The following is a 26,651-nucleotide window of genomic DNA, read 5'->3' as shown; positions in this document are numbered from 1 at the left end:
CCGCTGCCTGCGCGAAACGTCAGCCCAGTTGCCCGAGCGTGGGATAGTCGGTGTAGCCGCGCTCGGCACCGCCATAGAACGTCGACGGATCCGGCTCGTTGAGATCGGCACCCACGCGGAAGCGCTCGACCAGGTCCGGGTTGGCCAGGTACGGCCGCCCGAAGGCCACCGCATCGGCGATGCCCGAGGCGATCAGCGCTTCCGCGGTTTCGGCCTTGTAGCCGCCGCAGAAGACCAGCACGCCGGCAAACGCCTCGCGCAGGGCGCCGCGGAAGTGGTCGCTGAGCTTGGGCCCGCCCGCCCAGTCGGGCTCGGCGATATGCAGGTAGGCGATGCCGCGCCGGTCGAGTTCCCGCGCCAGGTACAGGGCGCTCTCCTCGGGTTCGTCGTCGGAGATGCCGTGCCCGGTGAATCGCGGCGACAGCCGCACGCCGACGCGGTCCGGGCCCAGTTCGGCGATCACCGCGTCCGCCACGTCCAGGGTGATGCGGGCGCGGTTCTCCAGCGAACCGCCATAGCCGTCGCAGCGCCGATTGCTGTTGGTCGACAGGAACTGCTGCAGCAGGTATCCGTTGGCGGCGTGGATCTCGACCATGTCGAAGCCGGCGCGGTCGGCGCGTCGTGCCGCCTGCGCGTAGTCGGCGACGATGCCCGGGATCTCGTCGGTCACCAGTGCGCGCGGCATCGCGCTGGGCACGTTGCCCGGCGTGCCATCGGCCTGCACGACAAAGCACTTCGCCCCTTTGGCGACGATCGCCGAAGGCGCCACCGGATCGGCACCATCGGGCTGCACCAGCGGATGCGAGATGCGTCCCACATGCCAGAGCTGCGCGGCGATGCGTCCGCCCTGCACATGGACGGCGTCGGTCACCAGCCTCCAGCCGGCTTCCTGCGCATCGGTGTGGATCCCCGGCGTCCAGGCATAGCCCTGGCCCTGCGGCGAGATCGGCGTGGCCTCCGACACGATCAGTCCGGCGTCGGCGCGCTGTGCGTAGTACTCGGCATTCATGGCGGTTGGCACGTCGCCGGGCTGGCCAGCACGCGAGCGGGTGAGCGGCGCCATGAATACACGATTCGGCAGCATGAGGGAGCCGGTCTTGAGCGGTGCCAGCAGATGCGGATGCATGGGATCTCCAAATGATTGTGGGATGGGACGGACGCGCTGCGGTACGCGCATCGAATCCGGGTAGCAAATTCAGCCGTGACGCGCGCGGTGGCGTTCCAGTGCGCGCGAGACCCGATGCAGCGCCGCATCGACCTCCTGCGCAAAGCCACCTGCGAGCAACTCGCGGACCGCCGAATGCGCGGCGCAGACGATGCGGACGTCGGCCCAGCGCGAAGCCAGCCCGCGTGCCCACGCAACATAGGCATCCGCGGCACCGGCCTCTGGCCTGAGCGCGCGCGACAGCAATGGATGCATGCGCAGCGAGGATTGCGGAAGCACCCGTCGCAGCCATCGCGGCGGGGTCACCACGTTGAGCGTGTCGTCCACGTGCACGATGCCCGCCTGGCGATGGCGCATCAGGACGGACGCCACATGCACGCGTTCGTCGGGACAGATGAAGTCCACCCCGTCGGGCACCGAAAGGTCGAACACATCGGCAAGCGGGTGGTCCTCGCCCCACTCCTCCACCGGCGCGCCGGCCCACGCAAGCGAAGGCAACAGCCGGCGATGGCGCGCGGTGCCGTGCAGGGCAGCCGACGGAAACAGCCGCTGCGTCGCCTCGACGTGCAGGGTATGGAACGGGCGTACGTGCACCACCGCATCCACGCGTTCGCCATTGCCGGTGAGCGACAGCAGCGCGCCGCGCGCTGCATCGTCCAGGGGGCAGCCGTCGATGACCACGAACCGCCCATTGTCGCGCCGCACCAGCGACATGTGCGTGCCCACATCGAGCACGCCCGCGACCCGGTGCACGCCGCGGATATTCCAGAAGGTTTCGGCAAGTTTCTGCATGGCAGAAGGATAGGCGGCGAATGGTGAAGACGCTGCGCTTGCGCCGCGCTCGGGCTGCCATCCCCAGAGGGCCTGCGCCTCCACCTCAAAGGCCATCGCCACGGACGCCTGCGCGCGCGCCGATGTCGATCTGCAGCCCCCTGCTTCGTCGTCACACCACAGGCGACCGATGCCCGGCACCATGCAGACCAGGAGACACACGATGCGCGTGATGGTGTTCGTGAAAGCTACCGAGGACAGTGAACAGGGCCTGCTGCCCACGGCGGAGGCTCTCGAAGCGATGGGCCGGTTCAATGAAGAACTCGCCAGCGCAGGCGTGATGCTGGCCGGTGCCGGGCTCAAACCCACGTCGCAGGCCCGGCGCATCGCGTTCGATGGCCCGAAGCGCTCGGTCATGGACGGGCCGTTCACTGAAACCCGCGAGCTTGTTGCCGGGTTCTGGCTCTGGGAGGTGCAGGACATGGACGAAGCGGTGGCCTGGGCGAAACGCTGCCCCAACCCCATGCCGGGTCCGAGCGAACTGGAGCTGCGGCCGTTCTACGAGATGTCGGACTTTGCGGAGCCGCTGTCTCCGGAGGAACGTGCGCCGCCCGATGGCGTGCGCGGAAAACTTGGCGTGGCCTGAATCCGCTCCACGTGGATGGCAGGCCCGCTGCGGCCGCCATCCGGGCGCGGCCGCCGGGCAGATCGCAACCCGGCCAACTTGGCGAGGATCAGTCCGGGCAGATGACGACCCGCTGTCGTCTGGTCTGGCGGCCGGTGCCGATCGGCCCGGGCCGGAGCCGCGGCGATGCTCGTGCATCAGCGCCAGACGCTATCCTTGCCCGATGCTGCGCACCGTCACCGCCACCCGCTACGTCACGCCGCTGCGCGAGGGCGGCTCGATGCCGGCGATCATGGAAGCCGACGACGACAACATGTACGTGGTGAAGTTTCGCGGCGCCGGACAAGGTCCGCGTGCCCTGGTGGCGGAGCTGGTGTCGGGGGAAATCGCGCGAGCGCTGGGCCTGCCGATTCCCGAAATCGTGCTCGTGGAACTGGACGTCGCGCTGGCCAGCACCGAGGGCGACCCCGAGATCCAGGAGCTCATCCGCGCGAGCGGCGGCCTCAATCTGGCCCTCGACTACCTGCCGGGCGCGGCCAACTTCGATCCGGTGGCAGAGCAGCCACCGGCAAGGCTGGCTTCGGAGATCGTGTGGTTCGACGCCTACACCAGCAACGTCGACCGCAGCGCGCGCAACCCCAACCTGCTGGTCTGGCACGGCACGCTGAAGCTGATCGACCACGGTGCTTCGCTGTATTTCCACCATGGTTGGGATGGAGACACCTCCGGCGCCGGCAAGCCCTTCCCGCTCATCGGCGACCACGTGCTGCTGCCCTTGGCCAGCGAGCTGGCGCAAGCCGACGCGACGCTCAGCCCACTGCTCTCGCCCGCGCGACTGGCGGACATTGTCGCGCTGGTCCCGGATGCGTGGCTGCAGGGCCCAGACGCTTTCGGCAGCCCGCAGCAACAGCGCGATGCCTATACCGGGTACCTGCAGCAACGCCTGGCGCTGCCGCATGCCTTCGTCGAGGAGGCCCAGCGTGCGCGCGCATGACAGCTACGACTATGCGGTGATCCGCGTGGTCCCGCGCGTGGAACGGGGAGAGTTCATGAACGTGGGAGTGATCGTGTCCTGCCAGCAGGCCGGGTACCTGGAAGCCGCGATCGAACTCGACGAGGCCCGCCTGCTCGCGCTTGATCCGCACGTGGATCTCGCCACGCTCCGGCGACACCTTGGCGCCATCCAGCGCATCTGCGAGGGAGGCGCTGACGCCGGCCCCATCGGCCTGCTGCCGCAGCGTGCCCGCTTCCATTGGCTGACTGCCCGGCGCAGCGCGATCATCCAGACCTCGGCGGTGCACATGGGTCGCTGCGGCGACATGGATGCGATCCTCGAGCACCTGATGGACAGGATGGTGCGGTTTCCTGCTGCCTGAGACGGGGTCTGGCTCGACCACGCTTCAACCCGCGTTGCCGCGCCCATCCCCCAGCAGCCGTTCCAACTCTTCGTCCTTCTCGCGCCAGAGCCCGTTCATCCACTGCTGGAAGCGGGCGCGCGCGGCGCGCTCGTCGCCATCGCCGCGGCCGGGGATATCGAGCGGCAGCGGCCGCTGGCGTACCGACACGTGCACCATCGGCAAACGACCCCCCATCAGGTCGATCATCGTCGGCCGTCCACCCGGATAGGCGATGGTGACGTCCAGGATGCCGTGCAGCGCGTCGCCCATCGCATCGAGAACGTAGGCCACCCCGCCCGCCTTCGGCTTGAGCAGGTGGCGGTACGGCGACGACTGGCGCGCGTGCTTCTCCGGCGTGAAGCGCGTGCCCTCGACGAAATTCATCACCGCCACCGGAATCTCGTGGAACTTTTCGCAGGCCAGCCGCGTGGCCTCCATGTCGCGCCGCCCGAGGCCGGGGTTCTTCGCGATCTGGGCCCGCGTGTGGCGGCCCATGAACGGGAAATCCAGGGCCCACCACGCCAGGCCCAGCAGCGGCACCCAGATCAGCTGCCGTTTGAGGAAGAAGCGCAGCAGCGGGATGCGGCGGTTGAACACCTTCTGCAGGACCACGATGTCGACCCAGCTCTGGTGGTTGGCCAGCACCAGGTAATGGCCGTCGACCTGCAGGTCGTCCGCACCGGTCACATGGAAGCGCGTACCGCTGAGGCGGTCGACCAGGAAGGTGTTGACCGCAATCCAGCTTTCGGCGATGCCGGTCAGCAACGAATTGCAGGCCCGCCGCATGCGCCGGAACGGCAGCAATGCCTTCAGCAACGCCACCAGCAGCAGCGGCGTCACGTGCAGCACGGTGTTGAGCACCACGATGGACAGGATCAGTACAGCGCGTAGTGATGACATCGGGTGCGCGGGCATGGCTGCGAGGATGCGAAGGGTAACAGCCAGGGTCGGCTGGATCACGGCAAGGCCGCAAACGGCCACGGCCTCACCGCCTTGCTTGGGAGCGACTCCCGGCGTTGACGCAGCCCCTCAGGGCTCGCTTGCCTCGTCAGCCCAGCCAAGATCCGGCTCCGGGTGGTACGCGATCCCCATCGCATCCAGATGGGACCGCAACGCGCCCATGCGCTTCACGAAGCCGGTGTAGCTGCGCTGCTCCGCGGGGCTCCAGGCCAACTCCGCCGCGGCGGCCAGGCGTGGCCACAACCGGTTGTCCGCGGCCGCGTCGGTGTGCACCAGCTCCGTCCACAGCGCCGCCTCGATGCCTACCGCGGTCTTGAACGGCGCGGGGTCGAAGCTGTAGAGCCGCACCAGCGGCACGCCCTCCTTGCGACACCAGTCGTAGGTCTGCGGCTGGCCGGCGTAGTTGCCATGGTCGATGTAGAAGTGCGAACACGGCGACAGGATCAGCGGGTGTCCCTTCGCGACTGCCGCGCTGATGTCGTAGCCGTCGTTCCAGAACTGCAGCAGGACATTGGGCCTGGTGTCGGCCACCGAGCCCTCCTCCCAGAAGATGGCGGTGCGTCCCATCTCCTCCACCATCGCCGCGGTGCGCGCCACGAAATCGGCATAGAGCGGATGCTTGATCTCGTCGCCGCCCATGTGGATCTCGTGCGATGGGAAGATATCCAGCACTTCCTCCAGCACGTTGCGTACGAAGGGATACACCACGTCCGGCTTGTCCAGGCACAGCACGCTGAAGCCCACTTCGAGGCCCGAGTACGGCGCCAGGTTGTCCTCGTCGTCGCAGGCCAGTTCGTTGTACGAGGCCAGCGCCGCCTGCACGTGGCCGGGCACGTCGATCTCCGGCACGATGGTGATGCCGCGCGCCTGCGCATAGGCCACCAGCTGGCGCAGCTCGTCCTGCGTATACCAGCCGCTGCGCCCGCCCGTTACCGCGCTGGCGCCACCGATCTCCATCAGCTTCGGATAGCGCTTGATCTCGATGCGCCAACCCTGGTCGTCGGTCAGGTGCAGGTGCAGGCGATTCAACTTGAAAAAGGCCATGCGGTCGAGGGTCTTTTCCACGTACTCGACCGGCAGGAAGCTGCGCGCCACGTCCAGTGAAAGTCCGCGCCAGCGGTAGGCCGGTGCATCGACGATCTCCATGTGCGGCAGCGCCAGCTGTGGCTGCGTGGTTGCCGGCAGCAGCTGGCGCAGGGTCTGCACCGCATGCAGCAGGCCCGCATCGCTGCGCGCGCTCAGCTGGATATCGTCGGCCACCACCAGCCGGTAGCCCTCCTCCGCCAGCGCGGCATCATCGGTCAGCTGCATGCGGACGCGCGTCGTGGCCGCGTCGCTGATGGCGATTCCCAGGCCGTCCAGTGCCGCCTTCAGTGCGCGCGTCGCATTCGGCGCGGCTGCGTCCGCTTCGAGCTTGACCGAACCGGAGAGTTCCAATGCGCCCGAGCGCATTTCCAGCGACTGCGGCACCGGCACCAGATGCACCGCCGCAACGGGAGTATCCGCCGCGCCGGCCGGCAGGTACGCGCTGCAGACCAGCAGCACGACTGCGACCAAGCTGGGAAGGAAGGCGTTGGGCTTCATGGGCATTTGATCTCGACAGTCCTCCGCAGGGGCCGCGGAATTCAGCGTGCACTGTCCTTGCAGAGGATCAGAATGTCCACCCTGTCGGTCGTGTCCGTTGGCTGTACTGGGCCATGCCTGCAGGACATTTCCTGTCCTCTCCCGTGACCGCAGTGCGAGTTGACGGACGGGCGTATCGGCAGCAGCCGCGATATCTGCGACATGCAGTGCCACTCCATTCGCAGCCGCCTAACAGCCATCGGCGTAGGTAGTCGTTCTCTCATTCCCGTCGACCGCCTCGGAGATGCCATGAAAATCGTCATCGGATTGAGCTTCCGGGGACATTGCCGCCGCAAAGCCTGCCCGTATCCATCAAAAAGCCATGGAGGACACGAATGCCCACTGACCCAAGGACCATCCTGCAACAGGCCAATGCGGCGGTCGCAGCCGGCGACAACGAGGGTTTCCTCGCATTCTGCACCGACGATGTCACCTGGCATTTCATCGGCAACCGGACGATCACCGGCAAGGGTGCGGTCCGTCGCTACATGGACGAGACCTATATCCATCCACCGGAATTCGACGTCGCCGATCTGCTGGTCGACGGCGACACCGTGGTCGCGATCGGTGACATCACGATCACCGATGCCGGCGGCGCGCAGATGCGGTCGGCCTATTGCGACGTCTGGCGCCTGCGCGATGGCAGGCTTGCCGAACTGCGTGCTTTCGTGGTGCCGGAACGGACGTAGCGCCCTGGCACGCGCGCAAAGCCTTCAGAACACCGACAGTCCGGTCATCCGCGTGAAGCGATGGAGCGCGTAGCGACCAAGCAGCGAGTTGCCCTTCTCGTCCAGTCCTGGCGACCACACGCACAGGCCCATCACGTGCGGCACCACCGCGACGATGCCGCCGCCCACGCCGCTCTTGGCGGGCAGGCCGACATAGAACGCGAAATCGCCCGCTGCATCGTAGGTGCCCGCCGTCATCATCACCGAGTTGATGCGCGTGGCGCCCTCGCTGGTAGTCACCTGCACGCCGGAGGACGGACAGTGGCCGCCATCGGCCAGGTACTGCACGCTGCGCGCCAGGTCCACGCAGTCCATGCACAGCGCACACTGCAGGTAGTAGAAATCCAGCACGTCCTGCGGTTTGTTGTGCAGGTTGCCGTAGCTGCGGATGAAGTTGGCGAGCGCCACGTTGCGGTAGCCGCTTTCGCGCTCGGACTTCGCCACCACATCGTCGGCGCCCACGTCGGGATTGCCCGAACGCGCGCGCATGAACTCCAGCAGCATGGTTTCCGCATCGTCGTGGTTGGACAGGATCACGTCGGCGGAGATCAGCGCACCGGCATTCATGAAGGGATTGCGTGGAATTCCCTTCTCGTGTTCCAGCTGGATCAGCGAGTTGAACGGATCACCCGACGGCTCGCGGTCCACGCGCTTCCACAGCCTGTCGCCGATCGCTTCCAGCGCCAACGTGAGCGTGTACACCTTGGACACGCTCTGGATCGAGAACCTCTCGCGCGAATGCCCTACCTCGTGGATCTCGCCATCCAGCAGCGCCAGCGCCATGCCGAAACGGTCCAGGGGCACGTCGGCAAGCGAGGGGATGTAGTCGGCCACCTTGCCTTCGCCAAACCGCTGGCTGACCTCCCTGTCGATGGTGCCGAGGATGTCGTCGAGATCGAGCCGTGCCAGGTCGTAGGGATTCTGCGGAGGTTTGCGCATGTGCGGTCCGTCGGGTGCTGGAGCGGACACTGTATCGGGCGACATGCATGGTGGCGTCAGCACGATGAATTCACATCGCCCGCACCGCATCTCCCGGCGACCCTCGTGCACGAAGTTCTACCGGCGCTGCTCCAGATAGCGCGCGACATCTTCCTGGTAGATCTCGTAACCCTGCGCCAGGTGCGGCTGCAGCAGGCGCAGCCACGCGCGGATCACCATGCGCATTTCGCGGGCGCAGCCGCTGGCGCGTGCGGCGGTCAGGTCGCCCGCATCCACCATGCCGGCAAAGCCGTCAGGATCGGTGCCGTAGATCAGGCACTGCAGGTTGAAGTAGCGCTGCTCGCCCAGCGCATGCTCGTCGGCATAGGCGTCCAGGTTGTAGGCGCCGGTGCTGCGCGAGAGCATCCAGTTCGCCGCCATGCGCAGGTTGTCGATCACCTCGGTCGGCGATTCCTCCAGGCTGGCGAAACGCAACATCAGGATCGCCGCAAGCTGGTCCACCGCATCCTCCTGGCGGCCGGTGACGGGCAGATCCAGCAGGTGCACCAGCGCATGGCCGGTTTCGTGCAGCACGATGAAACGTACGTTGGCGAGCAGGTAGCGCAGCGGGTGCCCGTCGCCCAGGCCCAGCGCATGCTGGTGCACCTGGCCGCGCTCGTAAAGCGTGCGCAGGGTTTCGTAGCACAGCACCACCTCGGCCTCGGCCGGCCGGTAGAAGGCGCCGAACTCTCCGCACTCCGCGGTCACGTAGCGCAGCCGCCGCGGCAACGCGAACATGCCGTCGATCGCCTGCACCTCGGGCAGCCTCCTCAGCAGGTCGGCATCACGCACGCGCAGGTGGATCTGCTGCAGGTCGGGCGACCGGGGCACCACGTAAGCGTATTCGAACGCGGGCGGCGCAGGCCGCGTCGGATCCTCAGCGGACGGCGCCCTTGCCTGGACCACCGTGCGTGACATCGGGCCCGGCGCCTGCTGCGGCAACGCTCCTGGCGCCTCGCGATCTCGCATGGGCGCCGGCGCGTTGGCGCAACCGGTGGTCGCGGCCAGCAGCGCCAGCAGTGCGGTCATGCAGAGCTTGAAAGACATGGTGTGAACCGTCCGCCCCCGACACTGCAGGAAAGATTGGGAGAGCACGCTCCCGTAATCCACGCGAGTTCGATCAGACGCTACGCCTGCATCCGTCGAAAAACCGCAGCATCTGCAGGGAGGCATCGGGACCCTGGGGATCGGTATAGCTGCCCGCCGCATCGCCACCCGACCATGCATGTCCGGCGCCGTGGATGAGCCAGTGCTCGGCAACGATGCGACCGTCGGCGGTGCGATGCACCGTGCGCGTCGCACTGCGCTCGCCCGGTGCCGTCCCGTGTTCGCTAGTGGCGACGGCGTCCGCCGCGCTGCTGCTGCCCAGACTCTGCTCGACCACGCCCTGTCCGTTGCCGGGATGCACGGTCGAATCGCTGTCGCCATGGAAAACAATCGCGGGCACGGGCCCGCCGTCGTTGGCCGCTGATGGCCGACGTCCTCGACCGCCCTTGCGCATCGCCGCGAAGGCCGAAGGCATGTCGCTTGCCATACCGATCGGCAGCCCCGAGTGCACGCCGATCGCGGCGTACACATCCGGATGGGTGCTGGCGAGCACTGCGGCCATCGCGCCACCTGCAGACAGGCCAGCCACGTACACACGTTCGGCATCGAGCCTGTGGCTGGCCAACAGGTCCTGTGTCAGCGCGGCGAGAATCGCGGGCTCGCCGGCGCCGCGCTGCTGATCGCTGCCGCGGAACCAGTTCCAGCAGCGATTGGGGTTGCGCTCGGCCGACTGCGCGGGCCAGGCGACGACATAGCCGTGCTCCTGCGCAAGCTGGTTCATGCGAGTGCCGCGGGCGAAGTCCTCGGGCGTCTGCGTGCAGCCGTGCAGCATCACCAGCAAGGGCGCACCGGCCGGATCGAGGCCGGGCGGAATGTGCAACAGATACTCCAGTTCTCCGGCTGCACAGGAGAAGCGCTGGCGTCCGTTGCCGTCGGCGCGCGGACCCGCCGGCGCCGACGCGGACCGCGCCTGGCCTTCGTTGACCACGCGGAACTCGCCCTCGATAGGCGCGGCGTGCGCGGCAGCATGTGCAGCGGCATCCTGTGCAAAGGGGATTGGCGCCGGATAGCCTGCGCCGCTGAGCGCATCCTGGAGCGTGCGTGTAGCGGCCTGCAGATCGCCGGCCTGCATCAGGCGCATCACCTGCCGCATGTGGTCCTGACTGGGTGTCATGGAAATCCTGGTTTCAGTGGGTGCGGGCGGCCAGCGCGGCCTTGACCCTGGGGCTTGCCTGGAGGGCGCCGAGCACGCTGATCGACTCGATCGCCGCCAGCGCCAGTTCCGGCGTGACGTCTTCGGCGATGCGGACCAGGCCCAGGGCCTGGATGCGCAGTCGTTGGCCGGCATCGCGCGCGGCCTCCAGCTCGCGGCGACCGTAGTCCTGCAGCCCCACGACCAGGGTGCGGCGGGCAACGGTGTGGCGAAGCGCCTCGCCGTGGGTCGCCAACTGGTTGCGGATGGCGGTGCGGATCAGGTCGGTCCGGTTGGAATAGAAGCCTTCCTGGACCAGCAGGTCGATCTGACCCAGGTCGACTACGCCCAGATTGATGGTGATCTTCTCGCTGTCGGCGATGGCCCGGGGGCGCGGATCTGACATAAAACTGGCTTCCGGATGGTCTACGCCATCCTATCACCATCCAGGCGGATGGTGATAAATCGTCCATGCCGCCCGTTCATGCCAAAGGCTGTTCGTTCAACCCGACAGCGATACAGCCCCGGCCGTTCGCAACGCGGGGCGACGCGGACAAGCGCCAATGGCCTAGCGGCGGACGGAGCGCTCCACGAAGATCCGCTCCGCAAGCCAGTCGCCATTGCCCAGCCGGCGCGCCTGGATGCGTACCAGGTCGCCGCGGTCCAGATCCTCGGGCCGATAGTGGCGGCCACGGTATTCGACGGTCGTACGCCTGTCGTACCGCAGCTGCATGTCGCGCGCGTACCCGCCGCCGTCCAGGCCAATCACCTGCGAACGCGGGTCGACAAAGGCGACCGGGCCGCGTGCATCTTCGGCGTGGCGGCCTGGATAGCCATCGCCATGTCCGCCATCGCGGACATCACCAAGTACCTCGATCGAACGCGCCCACAGATCCCGCCCGGACTCCGCGACATCGACCCGCACCACATCACCGCGCTCCAGGCCTTCCACCGCGGCTTCGCGCCCCTGGTGGAACAGGCGCGTCCGCTGGTCGTAACGGACTTCGGTCCGCCCGGCCCGACCGCTGCGCGGATCGTCGACGACCAGCAGGATGCGCCCGGACGACCTGTCGAGCCCGTCGATGGTGCCCTGCAACTGGCGGCCATACCCCTGCGGATAGCCCGGATCGGATTGCCGGTATCCGCCGGGATAGCCGCCGCCATGTCCGCCCGGAGTCACGCACCCCGCCAGCAACAGGACGCCTGCGCCCAGCAGCATGCCGATACCGCGCCTGATTCCGCCCATCGCCCGCTCCGGTGCCTTCGTCCAGCACGCCATATGCACCTGCACAGGTGAACGCGGGGTTGATTGCCCGGTTGCCTGGCCGGGAACCGGCCACGCACTCCGACCCGTGCGCCCGTTTGCCCTACCATGACGCCCCTGCAGGCATCACGCGGCCTCCCGCGCAAGCCTCCATCCGGTCGCCTATCCCGCGACCCCGATCCGGTTCTAGTACCTACGCCATGACCAGCCAGCCCCGCGCGTCCGCCGACGAAGGCGACGCCACCCTGTCCGAGCGCGCACGCATTGCGCTCGACGTGCTCGAAGCGATCCGCGACGACCGCAGCCTGCTCGACACACTGCCCGATGCCGACCGCATCCGCCTGCTGCAGGCGGTCGCGCTGGTGCACCATCCCGAGCCACGCGCGCGCCGCAAGCAGGCCAAGAACGACGCGCGCGAACTCGCACGCGAGAAGGCGCGCCAGACCGAGGCACTGCTCGACCAGACCGGCATCCGCACCCTGCGCCGCAAACCGGTGTTCAGCACGCCCAACTATTTCCCGCCACAGCCCCCCGGCCAGCACGACCCGCACAACAACGCGGTCGACCCGGTCTCGCACGGCGAGTCGCCCGAACTGCTGCACTGCTATGTCTGCAAGCAGAAGTACACGCAGGTGCACCACTTCTACGACCAGCTGTGTCCGTCCTGCGCGCAACTCAATTTCCACAAGCGGACCGAGACCGCCGACCTCGACGGGCGCGTCGCCCTGCTGACCGGCGGGCGGGTGAAGATCGGCTACCAGGCGGGACTGAAGCTGCTGCGTGCCGGCTGCAGCCTCATCGTGACCACGCGCTTCCCGCGCGACTCCGCGCAGCGCTACGCGCAGGAGCCGGATTTCGCCGAGTGGGGACATCGCCTCGAAGTGTTCGGCCTCGACCTCCGGCATACGCCCAGCGTCGAAGCGTTCTGCGCCGAACTGCTCGCCACCCGCGACCGGCTCGATTTCATCATCAACAACGCCTGCCAGACCGTGCGCCGCCCGCCGGCGTTCTACGCACACATGTTGGCCGGCGAAACCGCCGCCCTGCACACCCTGCCCGCACACGTGCGCAACCTTGTCGGCGGCTACGAAGGCCTGCGCGCCGCCGACCTGCTGCCGGGCGGCAGCCAGTCGCTGGTGTCAGGAGCTTCGTTGTCCACGCCCGCCGGCCTGGCGCGTGCGGCGGAACTGTCCCAGGTGCCGCTGCTGGCCGACGAACTGCTGGGACAGGCGCACCTGTTTCCCGAAGGGCGCGTCGACAAGGACCTGCAGCAGGTGGATCTGCGCGGACGCAATTCCTGGCGCCTGCAGATGGACGAGGTGCCGGCCGTGGAACTGCTGGAGACGCAGCTGGTCAACGCGGTCGCGCCCTTCATCCTCAACGCGCGCCTGAAGACGCTGATGCTGCGCACGCCGGACGGCGAACCACCCACGCGCGACAGGCACATCGTCAACGTGTCGGCCGTCGAGGGCCAGTTCTACCGCAACTTCAAGACCACCAGGCACCCGCACACCAACATGGCCAAGGCCGCGCTGAACATGATGACGCGCACGGCGGCCGCCGATTACCACGGCGACGGCATCCACATGAACGCCGTCGACACCGGCTGGGTGACCGACGAGGATCCGGCCGAGCTCGCCGCACGCAAGATCATCGAGGAGCGCTTCCACCCGCCGCTCGACATCGTCGACGGCGCGGCGCGCATCGTCGACCCCATCATCGACGGCATCAACACCGGCAGCCACGTCTGGGGCCAGTTCCTGAAGGACTACGCGCCGACGGACTGGTAGGCGACAACTCGTTCGGTCATCCGCGTCGGAGTTGGGCCGGCGATTGGCTGCACGTACCTCACACCGCTCGAATTGACTCGATCCGTCCTCTCGACTTCCGGGCGCGATCTCGCCCTAGCGCGCACGATCCGTGTTCCCCGGAAATATCCCGACTCCAGGAGTGTGCCATGCGCTCAGCCCATCCGGGCCGAGCGGCTGAGAGCACCAGAGCCGGCGCCAATATTGGGAAAACCGCCTCCGCCATCCCTTGCTCCCATGCAATGATGACAAATGCCCTACACGGGCTCGCGCGCACGGCGGGGAAGCTGCCCGCTGCGAGGAGATGTCACGCCATTGACAGGCACGCGCTGCGGACATGGTCCCGGATGAGCCGGCGCACGGAAACTTCACCGCGCGGGAAACAGAGATCCTCGCCGCGATGGCGCAAGGGCTTGGTTGCCGGGGAATTGGACAACTACTCGGCATCAGCGAGTTCACGGTGCGCAAGCACCGAAGCAACATGCTTGCGAAGGCGGGTCTGGGCAACCTCCCCCAGCTGATCGCTCTCGCCCGCGACCGCGGCTTGTTGGCGTCGCCTCCCGCCCCGCCACTGACACGGCTGACGCCGCGGGAAACCGCGGTTCTCTCGCTGGTCCTGAAAGGATGCACGAGCAAGCAGATCGCAAGATGCCTGGCGATCAGCGACCTGACCGTGCGCAAGCACCGCGAGAACCTGATGGCAAAGCTGGGCGTCAACAGCACCGCCGCGCTGGTCGCGCTGCTGCCCGCATCCGCCGTCGCACCTGCGCCGTCCACTACGACATCGGGAGTATTGACCGCGCCTGCGTCGGGTCAGAGGATCAGCCGGTAGCGCAGGCACGCTGCCGTGCTCCAGCGCTACCGAGTAGTCACTCTGATCATCATCCGTACTGCCATCCAGCAAAGGAGTTGCACTCATGAGAGAGTCAAAGGACCAAGAGTATCGTCTCGTCGCAGAGTCCGACGGTCTGCTGAACGAGGACGGCACCGCGTGGAACGTCCAGCTCACGCGCCTGCTGCGTAACACCGAGCGCCATACGTGGGGGAACTGGACCCTCGACCCGACCATCAAGGTCGGTGCGGTGGGCTGGTTCGGCCTCACCGATTCCCAGTTCCAGTCCACCGGCACCAGCTTCGATCCGCCGTTACAGTCGCAAAGCACCAACACCGATTGGCACATCGAGAAGGGAGACGTCAGGCAATCATCCGCCGGGGTCGAGTTCAAGGTGCCCTACAAGGATCCCACCACCGGCATCGAGGTCTCGGTGGGCATGCAGAGCAAATGGGAGTTCGGTACCAAGGGCTCGCTCATTTCGCAGGGATCGACCGTACGCATCGACTATGCGGACAATCCCGCCGACTACATGCTGCGCAACTACGACCAGTTCCTGGAACTGGCAAGGAAGTACAACAAGGCCGATGGCGACAGGATCGACCAGGGCTTCGGCATGATCACCCGGGTCTGGCTGACCAGCGGCTGCGTCAACGTCGGCTCCCGCCAGGACAACGCATCCTTCAGCATCACCGGTTCGGTCGACGGCATTGCGGCGATCACCGGCAGCGATGAGTCGGCCTCACTCAAGGGTTCGTACAAGAGTACGGACACGGTCGACAACATCGAGAAGCGTACCTTTCCCGGCAAGGCCAATGTGGTCGAGGCCCAGCCGGTCGGCTACGCGTATGAGTTCACTTCGTTCGCCGGTCGCACCATCGTCCCGCGCTGGGTCAGCGACATTCCGTACCTGAATCTCTGGCTGGACAATGGCGGTTCGTATATCGTCGATGCGAAGCTCAGCTATCTCGCCGATGGCGAGAAGCACACTAGGACCGTGCGCGTGTCCGGCGGCATGGACGGCCAGATCACCGGCATCCCGATCTCCGCGACGGATCTCGACATCGAGCTGCATTTCGTCGCCGGCGCATCCCAGTTCCTGCGGGTGCAGAACCCGCTGGGGGCCTGGCACCTCGGACGCGGCCACCTGAAGCTGACGGGATGGTGGCCGGGCCCGACCGGCGCAACCTGGATCGATTGACCCGGGCGCCACGCGCGCAAGCCAGGCACGACCCGCCTGCGGACGCTGCAGTGCGCACAGGGCCGAACCTGTAGGCATGACCATCCGACGCCGGGCGAGTTGCCCGCGCGGATCCGCTGACGCCAACCAAGCGCCTGCCCACGTTGCCAGCAGCACCGCGACCCATGCTGGCAGCGCTCCGCGCGGCCCTGACGCACCGGGCCGCACACCGGACCTGCGCAGTGCTGCGCAGGCCTCGCATCCATGACCCGATCCACAAGGACCACTTCTCATGAAGATCCATCCCGCAATCGCCACCTCCATCGCCGCCGCAAGCCTTGCCTTGTGCAGCCCGGCGCAAGCGCAGTCGGTCTATTTCATGTCGGCGCCGCTCTCCAATGCCTGCAACTATCCGAACGTCGTCAGCCTGCTTCCGCCTCCGGCCATCGATATCGCTCCCCAGGCGGCAAGGGTGGTGACCAAGAGCGTGTCCGTTTTCCGATCCCCGCATGGCCTGTACATAGCGGACCGCGACTACGAGATTCATCCCGGCGCGTTGTGCTACTTCCACGGCTGTACCGCGCAAGTCATCCTGCTGACCTGCGCGACACCCGGAGCAGCGGGGCTGAAGCAGACGACAAACGTGCGGCTGGAGCGAAAGGAGGATTGACCTCGTCGCGCAGCGGTCGACCCCGGACCAGGATCGATGATCCCAGGAGATCCTCGATCCTGCCGGCTTCGGCCGTCCAGGCAAGCGCCTGTGCGCTGGCGGCCCGCCACGGCGGCGCGCAGGAGCCGCGTCGCCAGGCGCGGATGGCCTTGTGACGGCGGTGTTTGCCGCTCTCGTCCAGCACCAGCGCATCGGTGGTGAACACGGTCGCCTGCAGGTAGGTAGCGACAGCGCCAGGCAGTTCGGGCGCGGTCATGGCAGTGGTTGCCCGAGCGAGGATGGCTCGACTGGCAGCGTTTGATCCCTTGCTCGCTGCGCGCACACAGCCCGAGCGCTAGACTCCAACGCACCTGCTCCATTCGAGGCTCGTATGCGCATCCTGATGACTGGCGCGACCGGACTGGTTGGACAGGGCGTGCTGCTGGAAACGCTCGCGCATCCGGACGTGTCGCAGGTGACGGTGCTGGGACGCCGCGCGGTCCGGCACCCCGATCCACGCGTGGAAGACCTGGTGGTGGAACGGTTCGACGACCTCGCTGCCGTACTCGATCGCCTCGCGCCGTTCGACGCCTGCTTCTACTGTGCCGGCGCGCCACCACTGGGCACGCCGGAGGATCGCTACCGGCACGTCACCCACGACCTCACCCTGCACGTGGCCCGCGCATTTGCCGAACGCAATCCCCGGTCGCGCCTGATCTACATCTCCGGCGCGCACGCCGACCCCGCCAGCCGCTTCATGCCGATGCGTGTGAAGGGCGAAACCGAGTCCGCGCTGGCTGCGCTGCCCATCACCACGGTGATGCTGCGTCCCGGCGGCATCCAGCCCGCACACGGCGAACGCAGCCCCCACGCCTGGATGCGGCCGTTCTACACCCTCGCCGCACCCGTCATGGGATGGGGTGTGCGGATGATGCCGCGGATGATCACCAGCACCGCGCATGTCGGCCGGGCGATGCTCGCGCTCGCGGGCATGACTTCGCCGCCACGGGTGGTAGAGAACGATGCGATCAACCAGCTTGGCGAAAGCGCCGCGGATGGCGCCCGCTGACAACGCCTGGTCGCCGAGGCTCCGCGTTCAAATCGGCCGGACGGTTTTAACGCACCCCGCCACAAGGCTAACTTTGTGGCGGGATCAAACACATCTTCCGTCCCCGCTTCACGCAGCAACAGCGGCCGCCTGGGATACGCTGGGGCTCATCGCAAGTGAATGGAGGAGTCCGAATGTTGAATATCCAGTTGAACACCGACAACCACATCGACGGCACCGACGCGCTGGAATCACGTGTCACTGCCATGCTGGAGCAGTCGTTGGGTCGCTTCTCCTCCCGCCTGAGCCGGATCGAGGTCTACCTGTCGGACACCAACTCCACCAAGGGTGGGCCGAACGACAAGCGTTGCGCCCTGGAAGCCCGATTGGAGAACGATGACCCGCTGGGCGTCAGCCATGAGGACGAGAACATGGAAAAAGCGATTCGCGGCGCATGCGACAAGCTCAAGACCGTGCTTGACACTCGCATCGAGAAGCAGCGCGGGTACTGAGCGGCGACCGGCCCAGTGACCAGGGCGTCCAGGACTCTGCGTCCAAGATCCAGGCATACGGCAACCCGTTCAGGCCTTCGCATGTCCCCCTGCTGTTTCGACTAGCATGGCAATGCGGGCATGCGCCCGCTTCGCGCGTTCCGGGCGGCGCCCGTCGCCCCCCTCGCTCCCTTCCATGCGTCATCGTCCGGCTTGCCGGGCGGCGCTTTACGGGGGAGCTCATGCCCGGTTTCAGCACCCGCAATCTCACCGTACTGGTCGGGGGCCATGCCTACAGGCTGCGCGTTCTCAGCGACCGCCAGCAGTTCGCCGATCCCGACGGCCATGGCGCGCGCCTGGGCATCTCGTCGGCGCAGTGGAGCCTGTTCGGGCAGCTGTGGCCATCAGGACGCCTGCTGGCCCAGGCGATGGACCGCGCCGACATCACTGGCAAGCGCGTGCTGGAAATCGGCTGCGGCATTGGCCTGGCGAGCCTGGTGCTGCAGCGACGCGGCGCCGACGTGGTGGCTTCGGACATGCACCCCTTGGCCGAACCCTTCCTGGCCTACAACGCCGCGCTCAACGCCCTGCCCGCCCTGCATTACCGGCAACTGCGCTGGGGACAGCCGCTGCCCGCGCTGGGCGAGTTCGACATGCTCATCGCCAGCGACGTGCTGTACGAACGCGGCCATGCCGAACTGCTCGCGGGCGTGGTCGAGCGCCATGTGCGCCCGGACGGCGAAATACTGATCACCGATCCCGGTCGCGGCCACAGCAGCGGCTTCACCAGACTGCTGGCGGCGCAGGGGTTCGAGGTCAGCGAATCGCGCTGTGCGATGGACGACGCGGACCAGTCCTCGCGCGGACGCCTGTTGCACTATCGACACCAGGCGCCCGCTCGCGACGGGTGAGCACACGCCAACGACGCGGCGGTGGCATCAGGGCAGGACGACGCGGCATTGCCGTGCATGTGTCGGGGTTCCGCGTCCGCCGCCTACTCATGGCCCGCCACTCCGGGCCGCATGAGACTTGTTGTGCCTGATGCCTCCCGACGGAAGTGACAGAGGGTCATCGTCTCGTCTTCGCTGATTCTGCGGTAGTGGAGCCCGAGTTCGGCGAACAGGCCCTGCGGGGTGCGGCACGCGGGGTCGTGTTCGAACCGCAGCGCGTCCTCGTCGATATCACGCAGCACACGCAGTTCGGTCTCCAGCGCAACCGGCGGCGACAGGCTGCCGTCCTTGAGCCGCAGCCGGGCAGCGGGTACGCCGTACCAGCGCGCTCCCCGGCGCACCGTCGTGTTACGCCCTTCCAGGAAGCTGGCGTTGGCAAACTCGAGGATCGGCAAAACTGCCGTCACCGGGGCGACTCAGCTCTTGCGGTCAAGCAGCGACTTCAGGTCGGCGAACGGATTGGCCTTGGCCGTTACAGGCGCGTCCTCCGCAGCCAGTGCACTGACCCCGGTGTGGTCGACCTGGCGCGAATGCTCGTTGTCGTGGCAGTACACGCACAGCAGCTCCCAGTTGCTGCCGTCGGGCGGATTGTCGTCGTGGTTGTGGTTGCGGTGGTGGACCGTCAACTCCTGCAGGTTGGCGCGGGTGAAATCGCGCGCGCAGCGGCCGCAGGTCCACGGGTACATCTTGAGGGCGCGCTCGCGGTAGCCCTTGGCGCGCTGCTCGGCGCTGCGACGGGCCTCGGCCACGATGCGGTCAAGTCTGGCGTTGTCGGGCGTGGACATGGTCGCGGAGTTCGATGGGAACGGCGGGGAAAGGGTAGCACCGGCGCCCCCGCCCCCTGCTTCCCGCGTTGACCAGACCGCTCGATGGCGGACGCTGCGTCTTCTGTATCAACGACCGCTACGACCCGACCGGTTCCGCGCCGGGGACGCCCGACATCTCCGCGGCGGCCTGCGCGCGGCTGCTGCGCAGCGACCGGCCGAGATCGCCCAGGGCCTCCCCATCGGTACCGCCGGCCAGTTCTTCCAGTGCGCGCTGCACCCGCACCGACAGCCCCCAGTCCACCGAAATCGAGCGCGCGCAGCGCACCGACCAGGTGTCAATCAGCGACACCAGCGCGTCCGGGTCCGGACCGCCCTTGCCGCGCTTGCCCCAGGTGTCGCGCAGCACCTGCACCACCACCACCGACCCCAGTCCATAGAGCAGCGCCAGCAGCTGCGTCGCATGCAGGTCATCGCGCGTCGCGCCTTGCGCCGGGCGCGTGGCGATGTTCGCCGACAGCAGGGTGTGGTCCCACAGCAGTGCCGCACACCGCCCGAAGACGCTGCCATCGTCGGTGATCACCGGCTGCAGCAGGGCCGCCATCACAGTCTGGCGCAAGCCCTCGGTGCCGAGCAGCGCCACCGCCCGCTCCAGGTGCTCGATCGGCGCACCCCGGCGGCGATACAGCGCGCTGTTGGCGATGCGCAGCAGGTTGCCGGCCAGCGCAGGGTCCTGCCCCAGGATCGCGGCGATGGACTGGGCGCTGGCGGCAGGATCGTTGATGGCACGGGTCAGCTGCGGCAACAGCTGCGGGCGGCGCGGCGTGTAGCGCGGATGCGCGTCGATGCGCGCGAGCACCTCGACCGCGGCAGCCTCGGCAGCCGCTTGCGCCGCAGCCGGCATGGCACCTGGCGCAGCTGTCGCATCCGCGTACGCGCGTCCACACAGCCGTTGCAGGATCACCCGCTCCGGCTCGAGCGCGAACGTATCCACCAGCGGCACGGCATCGCTGTTCGATGCCGCTCCGTCGGCCGGTCGAGGCGCGGCCTCGTTGCGCGCCGCGCGTGGCACCATCGCGTCAGGCGCGGATCGCACCGATCCCGCCGTACCGCCGCGACGCCGGCGCGCGAGCATCCAGCCACTGGCGCCCAGCACCAGCACCGCAGCAAAGACTGCTATCCACAAGGTCGGCACGATCGTTGTCATCCGGAGTCGCCGGGTTCCCCGCCCGGCCGCGTGGCGTATTCAAGCATGGTGAGAGGGTATGGCGTCGGACAGCGTGACCGGCGACAGGTGCATCACCGCTACTCTCCCCATGCGCGGCGAGGTGGCGTTGCCCCGGCTTACCGCCCCCGCTCCGAGACAAGCGAACCTGAGTCGGTGCCCACGGGGTGCCGCTGCATGAACCAGTTGGTCACCCCGAGTACCGACTGCTCGGCGATCACCTCGAAGCCGCCCCGGCGATAGAGCCGCACATTCGCGGGCTTGTCGGTCTCAAGGTAGCCAATGCCCTGGTTCCGATCGAGCTGGTCGCAGATCGCCACCATCAGCCGGCTTCCGATTCCCTGCCCCTGGCGCGTGCGATCGACCGCCGCCGGGCCCAGATGCCAGTGAGCGTACGGCGGATCGTGCCGCCGCCAGGTCCGCAGCCAATGCCCGATCCGCGGCAGGCGCCGCAGCGCCCGTCCGCGGGCGAGGATCGACAGCATCGCAAGCTTCTCCTGCAGGTCTGGCTGGCAATGGCCGGGCGGTACCACCGCCGCGACACCGACCAGCACATCGCACTCGTATGCGCCCAGCACGTGGCCGGCCCGCATCTGTCGGCGCAGCAGGCGGACAAAGGCCGTCGCGAGCAGTGGCTCGAGCCGCGCGTCATCGCTCGCGAACACCCGTTGGTGCAGCGGGTTGTCGCGCATGCTGCTGGCCAGCAGTCGGGCCGCCTCAGCAAGCGACTCTTGCTGGAGCGGTCTGATCACAGGCTGAGGGCTCAGATCCATTGCTGCACCATACCCGGTGCCCGTTCCTGGGCGTCGGCGTCAGGTCCGTCGCTGTTCGCGGGCCAACTGTGGATTGCTGGATATCCGGAGCTAAGCCCGCGCCGCCTGACGAAGCGTCCGCCCATCGCGCCAATCGCATCTGGCAGTCCATGGCCCCGCACTGCGGATGCCATACGCGACAACCACCCTCAGGAGACCACACGGGGTGATTTACAAGAACACCCAGCCCTGAGGGGATACCTTCAACCCGGGTCCGGATTCTGATTCTGGAAAGGGAACGGCGCCGCGCCGACAAGCGGCTGGTTATTTACCGGCGCCTTAATGCAACCTTGATTCCGTATTAACAATAGCGGGTGGCAGTATGTCGCAATGGCTGCGCGACCGATGCCTCCGTCGGTCGCGTGGTGCCCGCGCAAGGCCGGACTGGCATTCGACGGGCGGAACGAAAGGATGCTTCCCCCGCGTCGATCCCGTGTTCGTCCAACGTTGAAGGAGCAATGTCATGCGCGCACACCGTCTGTTGGCCATTCCGCTTGCGGCCCTGATGTTCCATGCTTCCGCACAGACCACGGAGGCGCCCACCCAGGCCTTCAACGTCACTATCGATGTCACCAGGGTGTGCCTGCTGGACGCGGCCTCCGACATCAGCTTCGGCACCGTGTCCCCGATGGCTGGCTCACCGGCGACGACGGGCAGCATCCAGGTGCGATGCAGTACCGGGACCGACTACGCCGTGGGCCTGGACCAGGGAAGGAACTGGACCGACGTCCGCAACATGGCCTCCGATCCGGACCTGATCCCCTACACCCTCTCGTCGGACGCCGGCCATGCCAGCGCCTGGGGCAATGAGGAAGGCAGCTGGGTGACCGGCGTCGGGCAGGGTCTGGCCGCCGGGCAGGCCACCCAGCATCAGGTGCATGCCCGCGCCACCCTGACCGGCAACGAGCCGCCGGGTACCTACTCCGACACGGTCACCGCCACCCTCATCTTCTGACAGGGAAAACACGTCATGTACGGAAAGCATTCCATCGGCCACGTCCGGCGTGGCCGGGCGTTCGCATGCGCGCTCCTGGCGCTGATGGCGACCGTCGCCGCCGGCACGGCGCAGGCCTCGTCGTTGCAGGTCTCGCCGGTTCGCATCCGCATCGATCCCACCGCGCAGGCCGAGGCCATGTACCTGACCAACGCGGGCACGGAGCCGCTGGAGGCGCAGGTGCGCGTGCAGCGCTGGTACCAGCGGGACGGGGAGGACTGGCTGGAAGCGGCCGACGACATGGTGGCGACGCCCGCGATCGTCGAGATCGCGCCCGGCCAGCGCCAGATCGTGCGGCTCGTCCGCAACCAGGCCCGCGCGCCGGCGCAGGAGCTGAGCTACCGCGTGCTGGTCGACGAATTGCCGCGCAATGCGCGCCAGGAAGATGGCCGCGCAGGGCTGCAGGTGCTGCTGCGCTATTCGATCCCGGTGTTCGTCGCCACGACCGCGGCGCCCGCGAAGGCCGCGCCGTCCTCGGACGGTACCCGCCCGGCGCCGGTGCCTTCCGATCTGTCGGGGATCAGCGCACAGCTGGTCCAGGGCGCCGATGGCGGTAGCGCGCTGCGGGTGCGCAACTCCGGTCCGCGGCACCTGCGCATCGGCGCGCTGGGCCTGCAGTCCGGCGGCAACGCGGAGCAGCCGGTGGTGCCGGGCCTGGTCGGCTATGTCCTTCCGGGCCAGCAGATGTCGTTCCCGCTCGGCCTTGCCGCTCCCCTTTCAGCAGGCCAGACATTGAAGGCGCGTTTCAATGACGACAGGGAAGCACGGCCGGTTCCGCTGGACCGCGTTGGCCCTTAGTCTCGTTCCGGCATGTGCTGCCTTTGATGCATGGGCGCAGGCCGACACGCCGTCGGCCGCCGCGGCCCGCAAGGAGAGAGTTGCCGGGATGGCCGGTGCGCAAGGCGCTGCGGACCGCCTCGACGATCAGGGCTTGTTCCTGGACGTGGTGCTCAACCACGTGCCGCTGCATCGATTGGGCTGGTTCGTGCTCGTGCGCGGGAAGCTGCACGCCACCCCGCGCACGCTGCGCGAACTCGGGCTGACCTGGCCAGGGGAAGACGGCACCGACGCGCTGGTGGCGCTGGACGCGCTGCCGGGTGTGCGCAGCCGTTACGACGCGGCGCAACAGCGCGTGTACCTCGACGTGCCGGTGTCGATGCTGGTCGCGCCGCCGGTGGCCATCGGCTACCGCGCGCCCCCCGCGCCGCGGCTGGATCCTGCCACCCGTGCGCCGGGGCTACTGCTGAACTACAGCCTCTGGGCGCAGGGCAACGATGGCCACCGCAGCGTCAGCACCTGGCAGGAGCTGCGGCTGTTCGGCGTGGGCCCCGGCGTGTGGCGCAGCAGCAGCCTGCTGTCGTCCCACCACGGCGAGGGCGATGACCGCAGCGATGCGGTGCGGCTCGACACGTCGTGGCAGCTGGATTTTCCCGAGCGCATGATCAGTGTGGTGGTGGGCGATACCTGGGGCAGCGGGCCGGACTGGACCCGCAGCGTGCGCTTCGGCGGCGTGCGGGTGTCGCGCAACTTCGGCCTGCAGCCCTACCGCGTGACCGTGCCGCTGGCCTCGTACGCGGGCGAGGCGGTCCTGCCCTCGACGGTGGACTTGTATATCGACGGCATCCGCCAGGCCCGACAGGCGGTGATGCCCGGGCGTTTCCAGATCGACAGCGCGCCGGTGCTTGGCGGCGTGGGCAATGCACAGGTGGTGGTGACCGACATCACCGGGCAGAGCCGGGTGGTGGACTTCTCGATCTACAACGCACGCCACCTGCTGCAGCGCGGACTGTCGGACTGGTCGCTGGAAGCCGGTGCCTTGCGCCGCGGCTACGGGTCGGACTCCTTCTCCTACGCCAGCGACGCAATGGGACGGGGCAGCCTGCGCCACGGGGTGCGCGATTTCCTGACCGTGGAGGCGCATGCGGAAGCCACCCGCGGCCTGCGGATGGGCGGCGTCGGCGCGATGCTGCGGCTCGGCCACGCCGGCGGCGTGTTGAGCGCCTCGTGGGCGCGCAGCCAGCACGCCTACGCGGACGACGGAACCCGCTACGGCCTGGGCTACGAATGGCAGAGTCGGCGCTTCAGCGTCAGCGCGTCCACCCTGCGCCGCGATGACGACTTCCACGACGTGGCAAGCGTGGAAGGCAGCTTGCTGCCGCTGCGCAGTGATCGCGCCTACCTCGGCCTCAACCTGGGTAACAGCCAGGTCGGCGCCGGCTACGTGCGGCAGGACCTACCCGGCGAGACGCGCGCCCGCTACGCCACGCTGAGCGCATCGCAGCGACTGCATCGACGCGCCCACCTGGGCCTCAGCCTGAGCCGCGACCTCGACGGCGGCACTGGCACTGTCGCCCTCCTCCACCTGAGCCTGCTGCTGGACGACGATCGCCAGGCTTGGGCCAGCGCCCAGCGCCGCGATTCCGGGCACGGCCTGGTCGTGGGCGCGCGCCGCGCGCTGCCGGTCGAGGCCGGCGGCTGGGGCTGGCGGGCGCAGGCCGGCACCGGCGACAACGCCGGAGGGCAGGCCGAGATCGGACGTGCAAGCGAGCATGGGCAGTGGAATGCCGGTGCGCTGGTCTGGCGCGGCGACGGGACGTCCGACACCACGGGCTATTTCGAGGCCAGCGGTGGCCTGTTGTGGATGCGGGGCGGGCTGTTCCCGATGCGCCAGGCCTTCGACGCATTCGCGCTGGTTTCCACCGGCAGCATCGCGGGCGTGCCGGTGATGCTGGAGAACCGGCCGGTCGGCCGCACCGATGCGCGCGGGCTGCTGTTGGTCGCCCCGCTGAATGCCTGGCAAGACAACGACCTGTCGATCGATCCGCTGGTGCTGCCGGCTGACGTGAGTGTGGAGCGCACCCGCATGCAGGCCGTTCCCGCCACCGGCAGCGGCATGCTGGCGCGCTTCCCGATGCGCGGCGTGGTGGCGGTGCAACTGACCCTGCGCGGGCCTGACGGCCGGCCGATCCCCGCGGGTTCGCCGGCAGAGTTGATCGGCCCCGACGGCTCGGTCACGCCGGTGGCCTCCATCGGTTACGACGGGCAGGCCTTCCTGGAGGATCCGCCAGGGGGCGCGCGCCTGCGCATCACACTTGAGCGCGGCCAGTGCACGGCTACGCTTCCGGACGCGCTGCCGCAACGCGGCTGGGTCGAACTTGGGGAACTGCCGTGTCGCTGACACCGGGCCGGCTTGTGCGCGCCCTCGCCTTTCCGGCGCTGTGCGTGCTGCTCGCGTTCGCGCCACGCATCGCCCAGGCGCAGCAGTGCTGGATCCACGGGGATTTCTGGATGGACTTCGGCAGCATTACCCCGGCCGGCGCGAAGAGCAGTACCTACGTCACCTATCGCTGCCAGGCCCCGTACGCACGCCGGTACTACTTCCGCATGTGCCTGTTCATCGGCCCGGGCAGCCAGGGACGCATCAACCCGCGACGCATGACCAACTACAACGGCAGCTATCTCGCGTACGACCTGTACTCCGATCCGGGGCGGCAGGCCATCCTCGGAGGCGTGGCGACCGCGCCGGCCTACCAGCTGCAGCTCGAGGTGGCGGCCAACAGCATCAGCGAGGGGCACGCCCCGATCTATGGCCAGGTCCATCCGGGCCAGTCGGTGCCTGCGTTCGCGGAGTTCCAGGAGACCGGCCTGCCCGGCAGCCTGGTATTCCTCGCCAGCCCCACCGCAGTCCCGGAGACCGTCGACTGCCGGGGCGGGACCACGGTTGGATTCAATACCCGGGAGGTCGAGGCGCGGTTCGAGAACCGCTGCAGCTTCACCGCCAGCGACCTGGACTTCGGACAGGTGGAAACGCTGGGCGGATTGGCCCAGGAAAGCGCTTCCCTTCGCGTCGACTGCCCGGCCGGTACCCACTGGAGCCTGGGCCTGGGCAACGGGCGGCACTACGCGGGCGGCACCCGGCGCATGGAGGGTGGCGGCGACTACGTCGTCTACCAGCTCTACCGCGATCCGGCCCGCAGCCAGGCCTGGGGCAACACGGGGCCTGGCGACCGCCTGGCCGGCAGCACCGACGCCGCCGGGAACACCGTCACCGTCACCGTCTACGGTCGCGTGCCCGCCCAGGCCGACGTCCGGCCTGGGCGATATGCCGATACGGTGATCGCCACGCTGTACTACTGACCGGTCCGGCT

The 26,651-nt window shown here is 68.0% G+C and carries 28 protein-coding genes; 15 read left to right on the top strand and 13 right to left on the bottom strand.

The annotated features are described in order from the left end of the window. Nucleotides 1-19: 19 nt before the first annotated feature. Both ACW5EG_RS07555 and ACW5EG_RS07550 read right to left on the bottom strand, forming a co-directional pair. The gene (locus ACW5EG_RS07555; protein WP_457021188.1) at nt 20-1,126 is read right to left on the bottom strand and encodes an alkene reductase; all 1,107 of its coding nucleotides are present in this window, start codon (nt 1,124-1,126) and stop codon (nt 20-22) included. Nucleotides 1,127-1,195: 69 nt separating this feature from the next. Further along, nucleotides 1,196-1,957, bottom strand: coding sequence for a hypothetical protein (locus ACW5EG_RS07550; protein ID WP_457021187.1), 762 nt, complete (start codon nt 1,955-1,957; stop codon nt 1,196-1,198). 202 nt (nt 1,958-2,159) lie between these two features. Between ACW5EG_RS07550 and ACW5EG_RS07545 the strand changes: the two genes are divergently transcribed. From ACW5EG_RS07545 to ACW5EG_RS07535, 3 genes are all read left to right on the top strand, one after another. Further along, nucleotides 2,160-2,582, top strand: coding sequence for a YciI family protein (locus ACW5EG_RS07545; RefSeq protein ID WP_457021186.1), 423 nt, complete (start codon nt 2,160-2,162; stop codon nt 2,580-2,582). A gap of 205 nt (nt 2,583-2,787) precedes the next feature. Then, complete coding sequence (locus ACW5EG_RS07540) at nt 2,788-3,555, top strand: HipA family kinase (protein WP_457021416.1); 768 nt, start codon at nt 2,788-2,790, stop codon at nt 3,553-3,555. After that, nucleotides 3,542-3,937: a DUF3037 domain-containing protein gene (locus tag ACW5EG_RS07535; RefSeq protein WP_457021185.1), complete on the top strand. Its 396-nt coding sequence runs from the start codon at nt 3,542-3,544 to the stop codon at nt 3,935-3,937. Before ACW5EG_RS07540 ends, ACW5EG_RS07535 begins: the two co-directional genes overlap by 14 nt. A 24-nt stretch (nt 3,938-3,961) precedes the next feature. Here the strand turns inward: ACW5EG_RS07535 and ACW5EG_RS07530 are convergent, their stop codons facing one another. Both ACW5EG_RS07530 and ACW5EG_RS07525 read right to left on the bottom strand, forming a co-directional pair. Beyond that, nucleotides 3,962-4,873, bottom strand: coding sequence for an acyltransferase (locus ACW5EG_RS07530; protein WP_457021184.1), 912 nt, complete (start codon nt 4,871-4,873; stop codon nt 3,962-3,964). Nucleotides 4,874-4,987: 114 nt separating this feature from the next. Continuing rightward, nucleotides 4,988-6,502 (bottom strand): beta-N-acetylhexosaminidase, encoded by a 1,515-nt coding sequence (locus ACW5EG_RS07525; RefSeq protein WP_457021183.1) that lies wholly within the window; start codon nt 6,500-6,502, stop codon nt 4,988-4,990. Between the two features lie 374 nt (nt 6,503-6,876). Between ACW5EG_RS07525 and ACW5EG_RS07520 the strand changes: the two genes are divergently transcribed. After that, on the top strand, nt 6,877-7,230 hold the full coding sequence (locus ACW5EG_RS07520; RefSeq protein WP_457018169.1) for a nuclear transport factor 2 family protein: 354 nt from the start codon (nt 6,877-6,879) through the stop codon (nt 7,228-7,230). A 24-nt stretch (nt 7,231-7,254) separates the two neighbouring features. On the opposite strand, the gene ACW5EG_RS07515 is transcribed toward ACW5EG_RS07520, so the two are convergent. The 5 genes from ACW5EG_RS07515 to ACW5EG_RS07495 form a co-directional block, all read right to left on the bottom strand. Next, nucleotides 7,255-8,208 carry a glutaminase gene (locus ACW5EG_RS07515; RefSeq protein ID WP_457018167.1) on the bottom strand — a complete coding sequence of 318 codons (954 nt, stop codon included), beginning with the start codon at nt 8,206-8,208 and terminating at the stop codon, nt 7,255-7,257. A gap of 117 nt (nt 8,209-8,325) precedes the next feature. Beyond that, complete coding sequence (locus tag ACW5EG_RS07510; RefSeq protein WP_457021181.1) at nt 8,326-9,294, bottom strand: DUF4344 domain-containing metallopeptidase; 969 nt, start codon at nt 9,292-9,294, stop codon at nt 8,326-8,328. Nucleotides 9,295-9,367: 73 nt separating this feature from the next. Continuing rightward, on the bottom strand, nt 9,368-10,468 hold the full coding sequence (locus tag ACW5EG_RS07505; RefSeq protein ID WP_457021180.1) for an extracellular catalytic domain type 1 short-chain-length polyhydroxyalkanoate depolymerase: 1,101 nt from the start codon (nt 10,466-10,468) through the stop codon (nt 9,368-9,370). 13 nt (nt 10,469-10,481) lie between these two features. After that, the gene (locus ACW5EG_RS07500) at nt 10,482-10,892 is read right to left on the bottom strand and encodes a hypothetical protein (RefSeq protein WP_457021179.1); all 411 of its coding nucleotides are present in this window, start codon (nt 10,890-10,892) and stop codon (nt 10,482-10,484) included. A 162-nt stretch (nt 10,893-11,054) separates the two neighbouring features. Then, entirely contained in the window at nt 11,055-11,732 is a 678-nt protein-coding gene (locus ACW5EG_RS07495; RefSeq protein ID WP_457021178.1) for a DUF5666 domain-containing protein, read from the bottom strand. A 218-nt stretch (nt 11,733-11,950) separates the two neighbouring features. Between ACW5EG_RS07495 and ACW5EG_RS07490 the strand changes: the two genes are divergently transcribed. From ACW5EG_RS07490 to ACW5EG_RS07460, 7 genes are all read left to right on the top strand, one after another. Beyond that, a complete protein-coding gene (locus tag ACW5EG_RS07490; RefSeq protein ID WP_457021177.1) occupies nt 11,951-13,540 on the top strand; it encodes an SDR family NAD(P)-dependent oxidoreductase in 1,590 nt (529 codons plus the stop codon). 355 nt (nt 13,541-13,895) lie between these two features. Then, on the top strand, nt 13,896-14,390 hold the full coding sequence (locus ACW5EG_RS07485; RefSeq protein ID WP_457018161.1) for a response regulator transcription factor: 495 nt from the start codon (nt 13,896-13,898) through the stop codon (nt 14,388-14,390). 85 nt (nt 14,391-14,475) lie between these two features. After that, a complete protein-coding gene (locus ACW5EG_RS07480) occupies nt 14,476-15,591 on the top strand; it encodes a hypothetical protein (RefSeq protein WP_457018160.1) in 1,116 nt (371 codons plus the stop codon). Nucleotides 15,592-15,862: 271 nt separating this feature from the next. Then, nucleotides 15,863-16,240 carry a hypothetical protein gene (locus ACW5EG_RS07475; protein WP_457018159.1) on the top strand — a complete coding sequence of 126 codons (378 nt, stop codon included), beginning with the start codon at nt 15,863-15,865 and terminating at the stop codon, nt 16,238-16,240. Between the two features lie 382 nt (nt 16,241-16,622). After that, on the top strand, nt 16,623-17,288 hold the full coding sequence (locus ACW5EG_RS07470) for an NAD-dependent epimerase/dehydratase family protein (protein ID WP_457018158.1): 666 nt from the start codon (nt 16,623-16,625) through the stop codon (nt 17,286-17,288). 173 nt (nt 17,289-17,461) lie between these two features. Beyond that, nucleotides 17,462-17,779 carry an HPF/RaiA family ribosome-associated protein gene (locus tag ACW5EG_RS07465; protein ID WP_457018157.1) on the top strand — a complete coding sequence of 106 codons (318 nt, stop codon included), beginning with the start codon at nt 17,462-17,464 and terminating at the stop codon, nt 17,777-17,779. 221 nt (nt 17,780-18,000) lie between these two features. Then, nucleotides 18,001-18,669: a class I SAM-dependent methyltransferase gene (locus tag ACW5EG_RS07460; protein ID WP_457018156.1), complete on the top strand. Its 669-nt coding sequence runs from the start codon at nt 18,001-18,003 to the stop codon at nt 18,667-18,669. 83 nt (nt 18,670-18,752) lie between these two features. Here ACW5EG_RS07460 and ACW5EG_RS07455 read toward each other — a convergent pair whose 3' ends face one another. The 4 genes from ACW5EG_RS07455 to ACW5EG_RS07440 all read right to left on the bottom strand — a co-directional run bounded on the left by ACW5EG_RS07455 (nt 18,753) and on the right by ACW5EG_RS07440 (nt 21,470). Further along, nucleotides 18,753-19,103 (bottom strand): hypothetical protein, encoded by a 351-nt coding sequence (locus ACW5EG_RS07455; protein WP_457018155.1) that lies wholly within the window; start codon nt 19,101-19,103, stop codon nt 18,753-18,755. 21 nt (nt 19,104-19,124) lie between these two features. Then, nucleotides 19,125-19,493 (bottom strand): YajD family HNH nuclease, encoded by a 369-nt coding sequence (locus ACW5EG_RS07450; protein WP_457018154.1) that lies wholly within the window; start codon nt 19,491-19,493, stop codon nt 19,125-19,127. Between the two features lie 118 nt (nt 19,494-19,611). After that, nucleotides 19,612-20,679 (bottom strand): HDOD domain-containing protein, encoded by a 1,068-nt coding sequence (locus tag ACW5EG_RS07445; RefSeq protein ID WP_457018153.1) that lies wholly within the window; start codon nt 20,677-20,679, stop codon nt 19,612-19,614. A 137-nt stretch (nt 20,680-20,816) separates the two neighbouring features. Beyond that, nucleotides 20,817-21,470 carry a GNAT family N-acetyltransferase gene (locus tag ACW5EG_RS07440; RefSeq protein ID WP_457018152.1) on the bottom strand — a complete coding sequence of 218 codons (654 nt, stop codon included), beginning with the start codon at nt 21,468-21,470 and terminating at the stop codon, nt 20,817-20,819. A 502-nt stretch (nt 21,471-21,972) separates the two neighbouring features. On the opposite strand from ACW5EG_RS07440, the gene ACW5EG_RS07435 reads away from it, so the two are divergent. The 4 genes from ACW5EG_RS07435 to ACW5EG_RS07420 all read left to right on the top strand — a co-directional run bounded on the left by ACW5EG_RS07435 (nt 21,973) and on the right by ACW5EG_RS07420 (nt 26,640). Continuing rightward, the gene (locus ACW5EG_RS07435) at nt 21,973-22,464 is read left to right on the top strand and encodes a Csu type fimbrial protein (RefSeq protein WP_457018151.1); all 492 of its coding nucleotides are present in this window, start codon (nt 21,973-21,975) and stop codon (nt 22,462-22,464) included. Nucleotides 22,465-22,548: 84 nt separating this feature from the next. Continuing rightward, complete coding sequence (locus ACW5EG_RS07430; RefSeq protein ID WP_457018150.1) at nt 22,549-23,301, top strand: fimbrial biogenesis chaperone; 753 nt, start codon at nt 22,549-22,551, stop codon at nt 23,299-23,301. Nucleotides 23,302-23,389: 88 nt separating this feature from the next. After that, on the top strand, nt 23,390-25,681 hold the full coding sequence (locus tag ACW5EG_RS07425) for a fimbria/pilus outer membrane usher protein (protein WP_457021176.1): 2,292 nt from the start codon (nt 23,390-23,392) through the stop codon (nt 25,679-25,681). Then, on the top strand, nt 25,672-26,640 hold the full coding sequence (locus ACW5EG_RS07420; protein ID WP_457018148.1) for a Csu type fimbrial protein: 969 nt from the start codon (nt 25,672-25,674) through the stop codon (nt 26,638-26,640). The genes ACW5EG_RS07425 and ACW5EG_RS07420 overlap by 10 nt, the downstream gene beginning before the upstream one ends. Nucleotides 26,641-26,651 lie beyond the last annotated feature (11 nt).

The organism is Luteimonas sp. A611 (genome assembly GCF_054072715.1).
The sequence above is the reverse complement of the archived record's forward strand: the minus strand, read 5'-3'. Positions and strand labels throughout refer to the sequence as shown.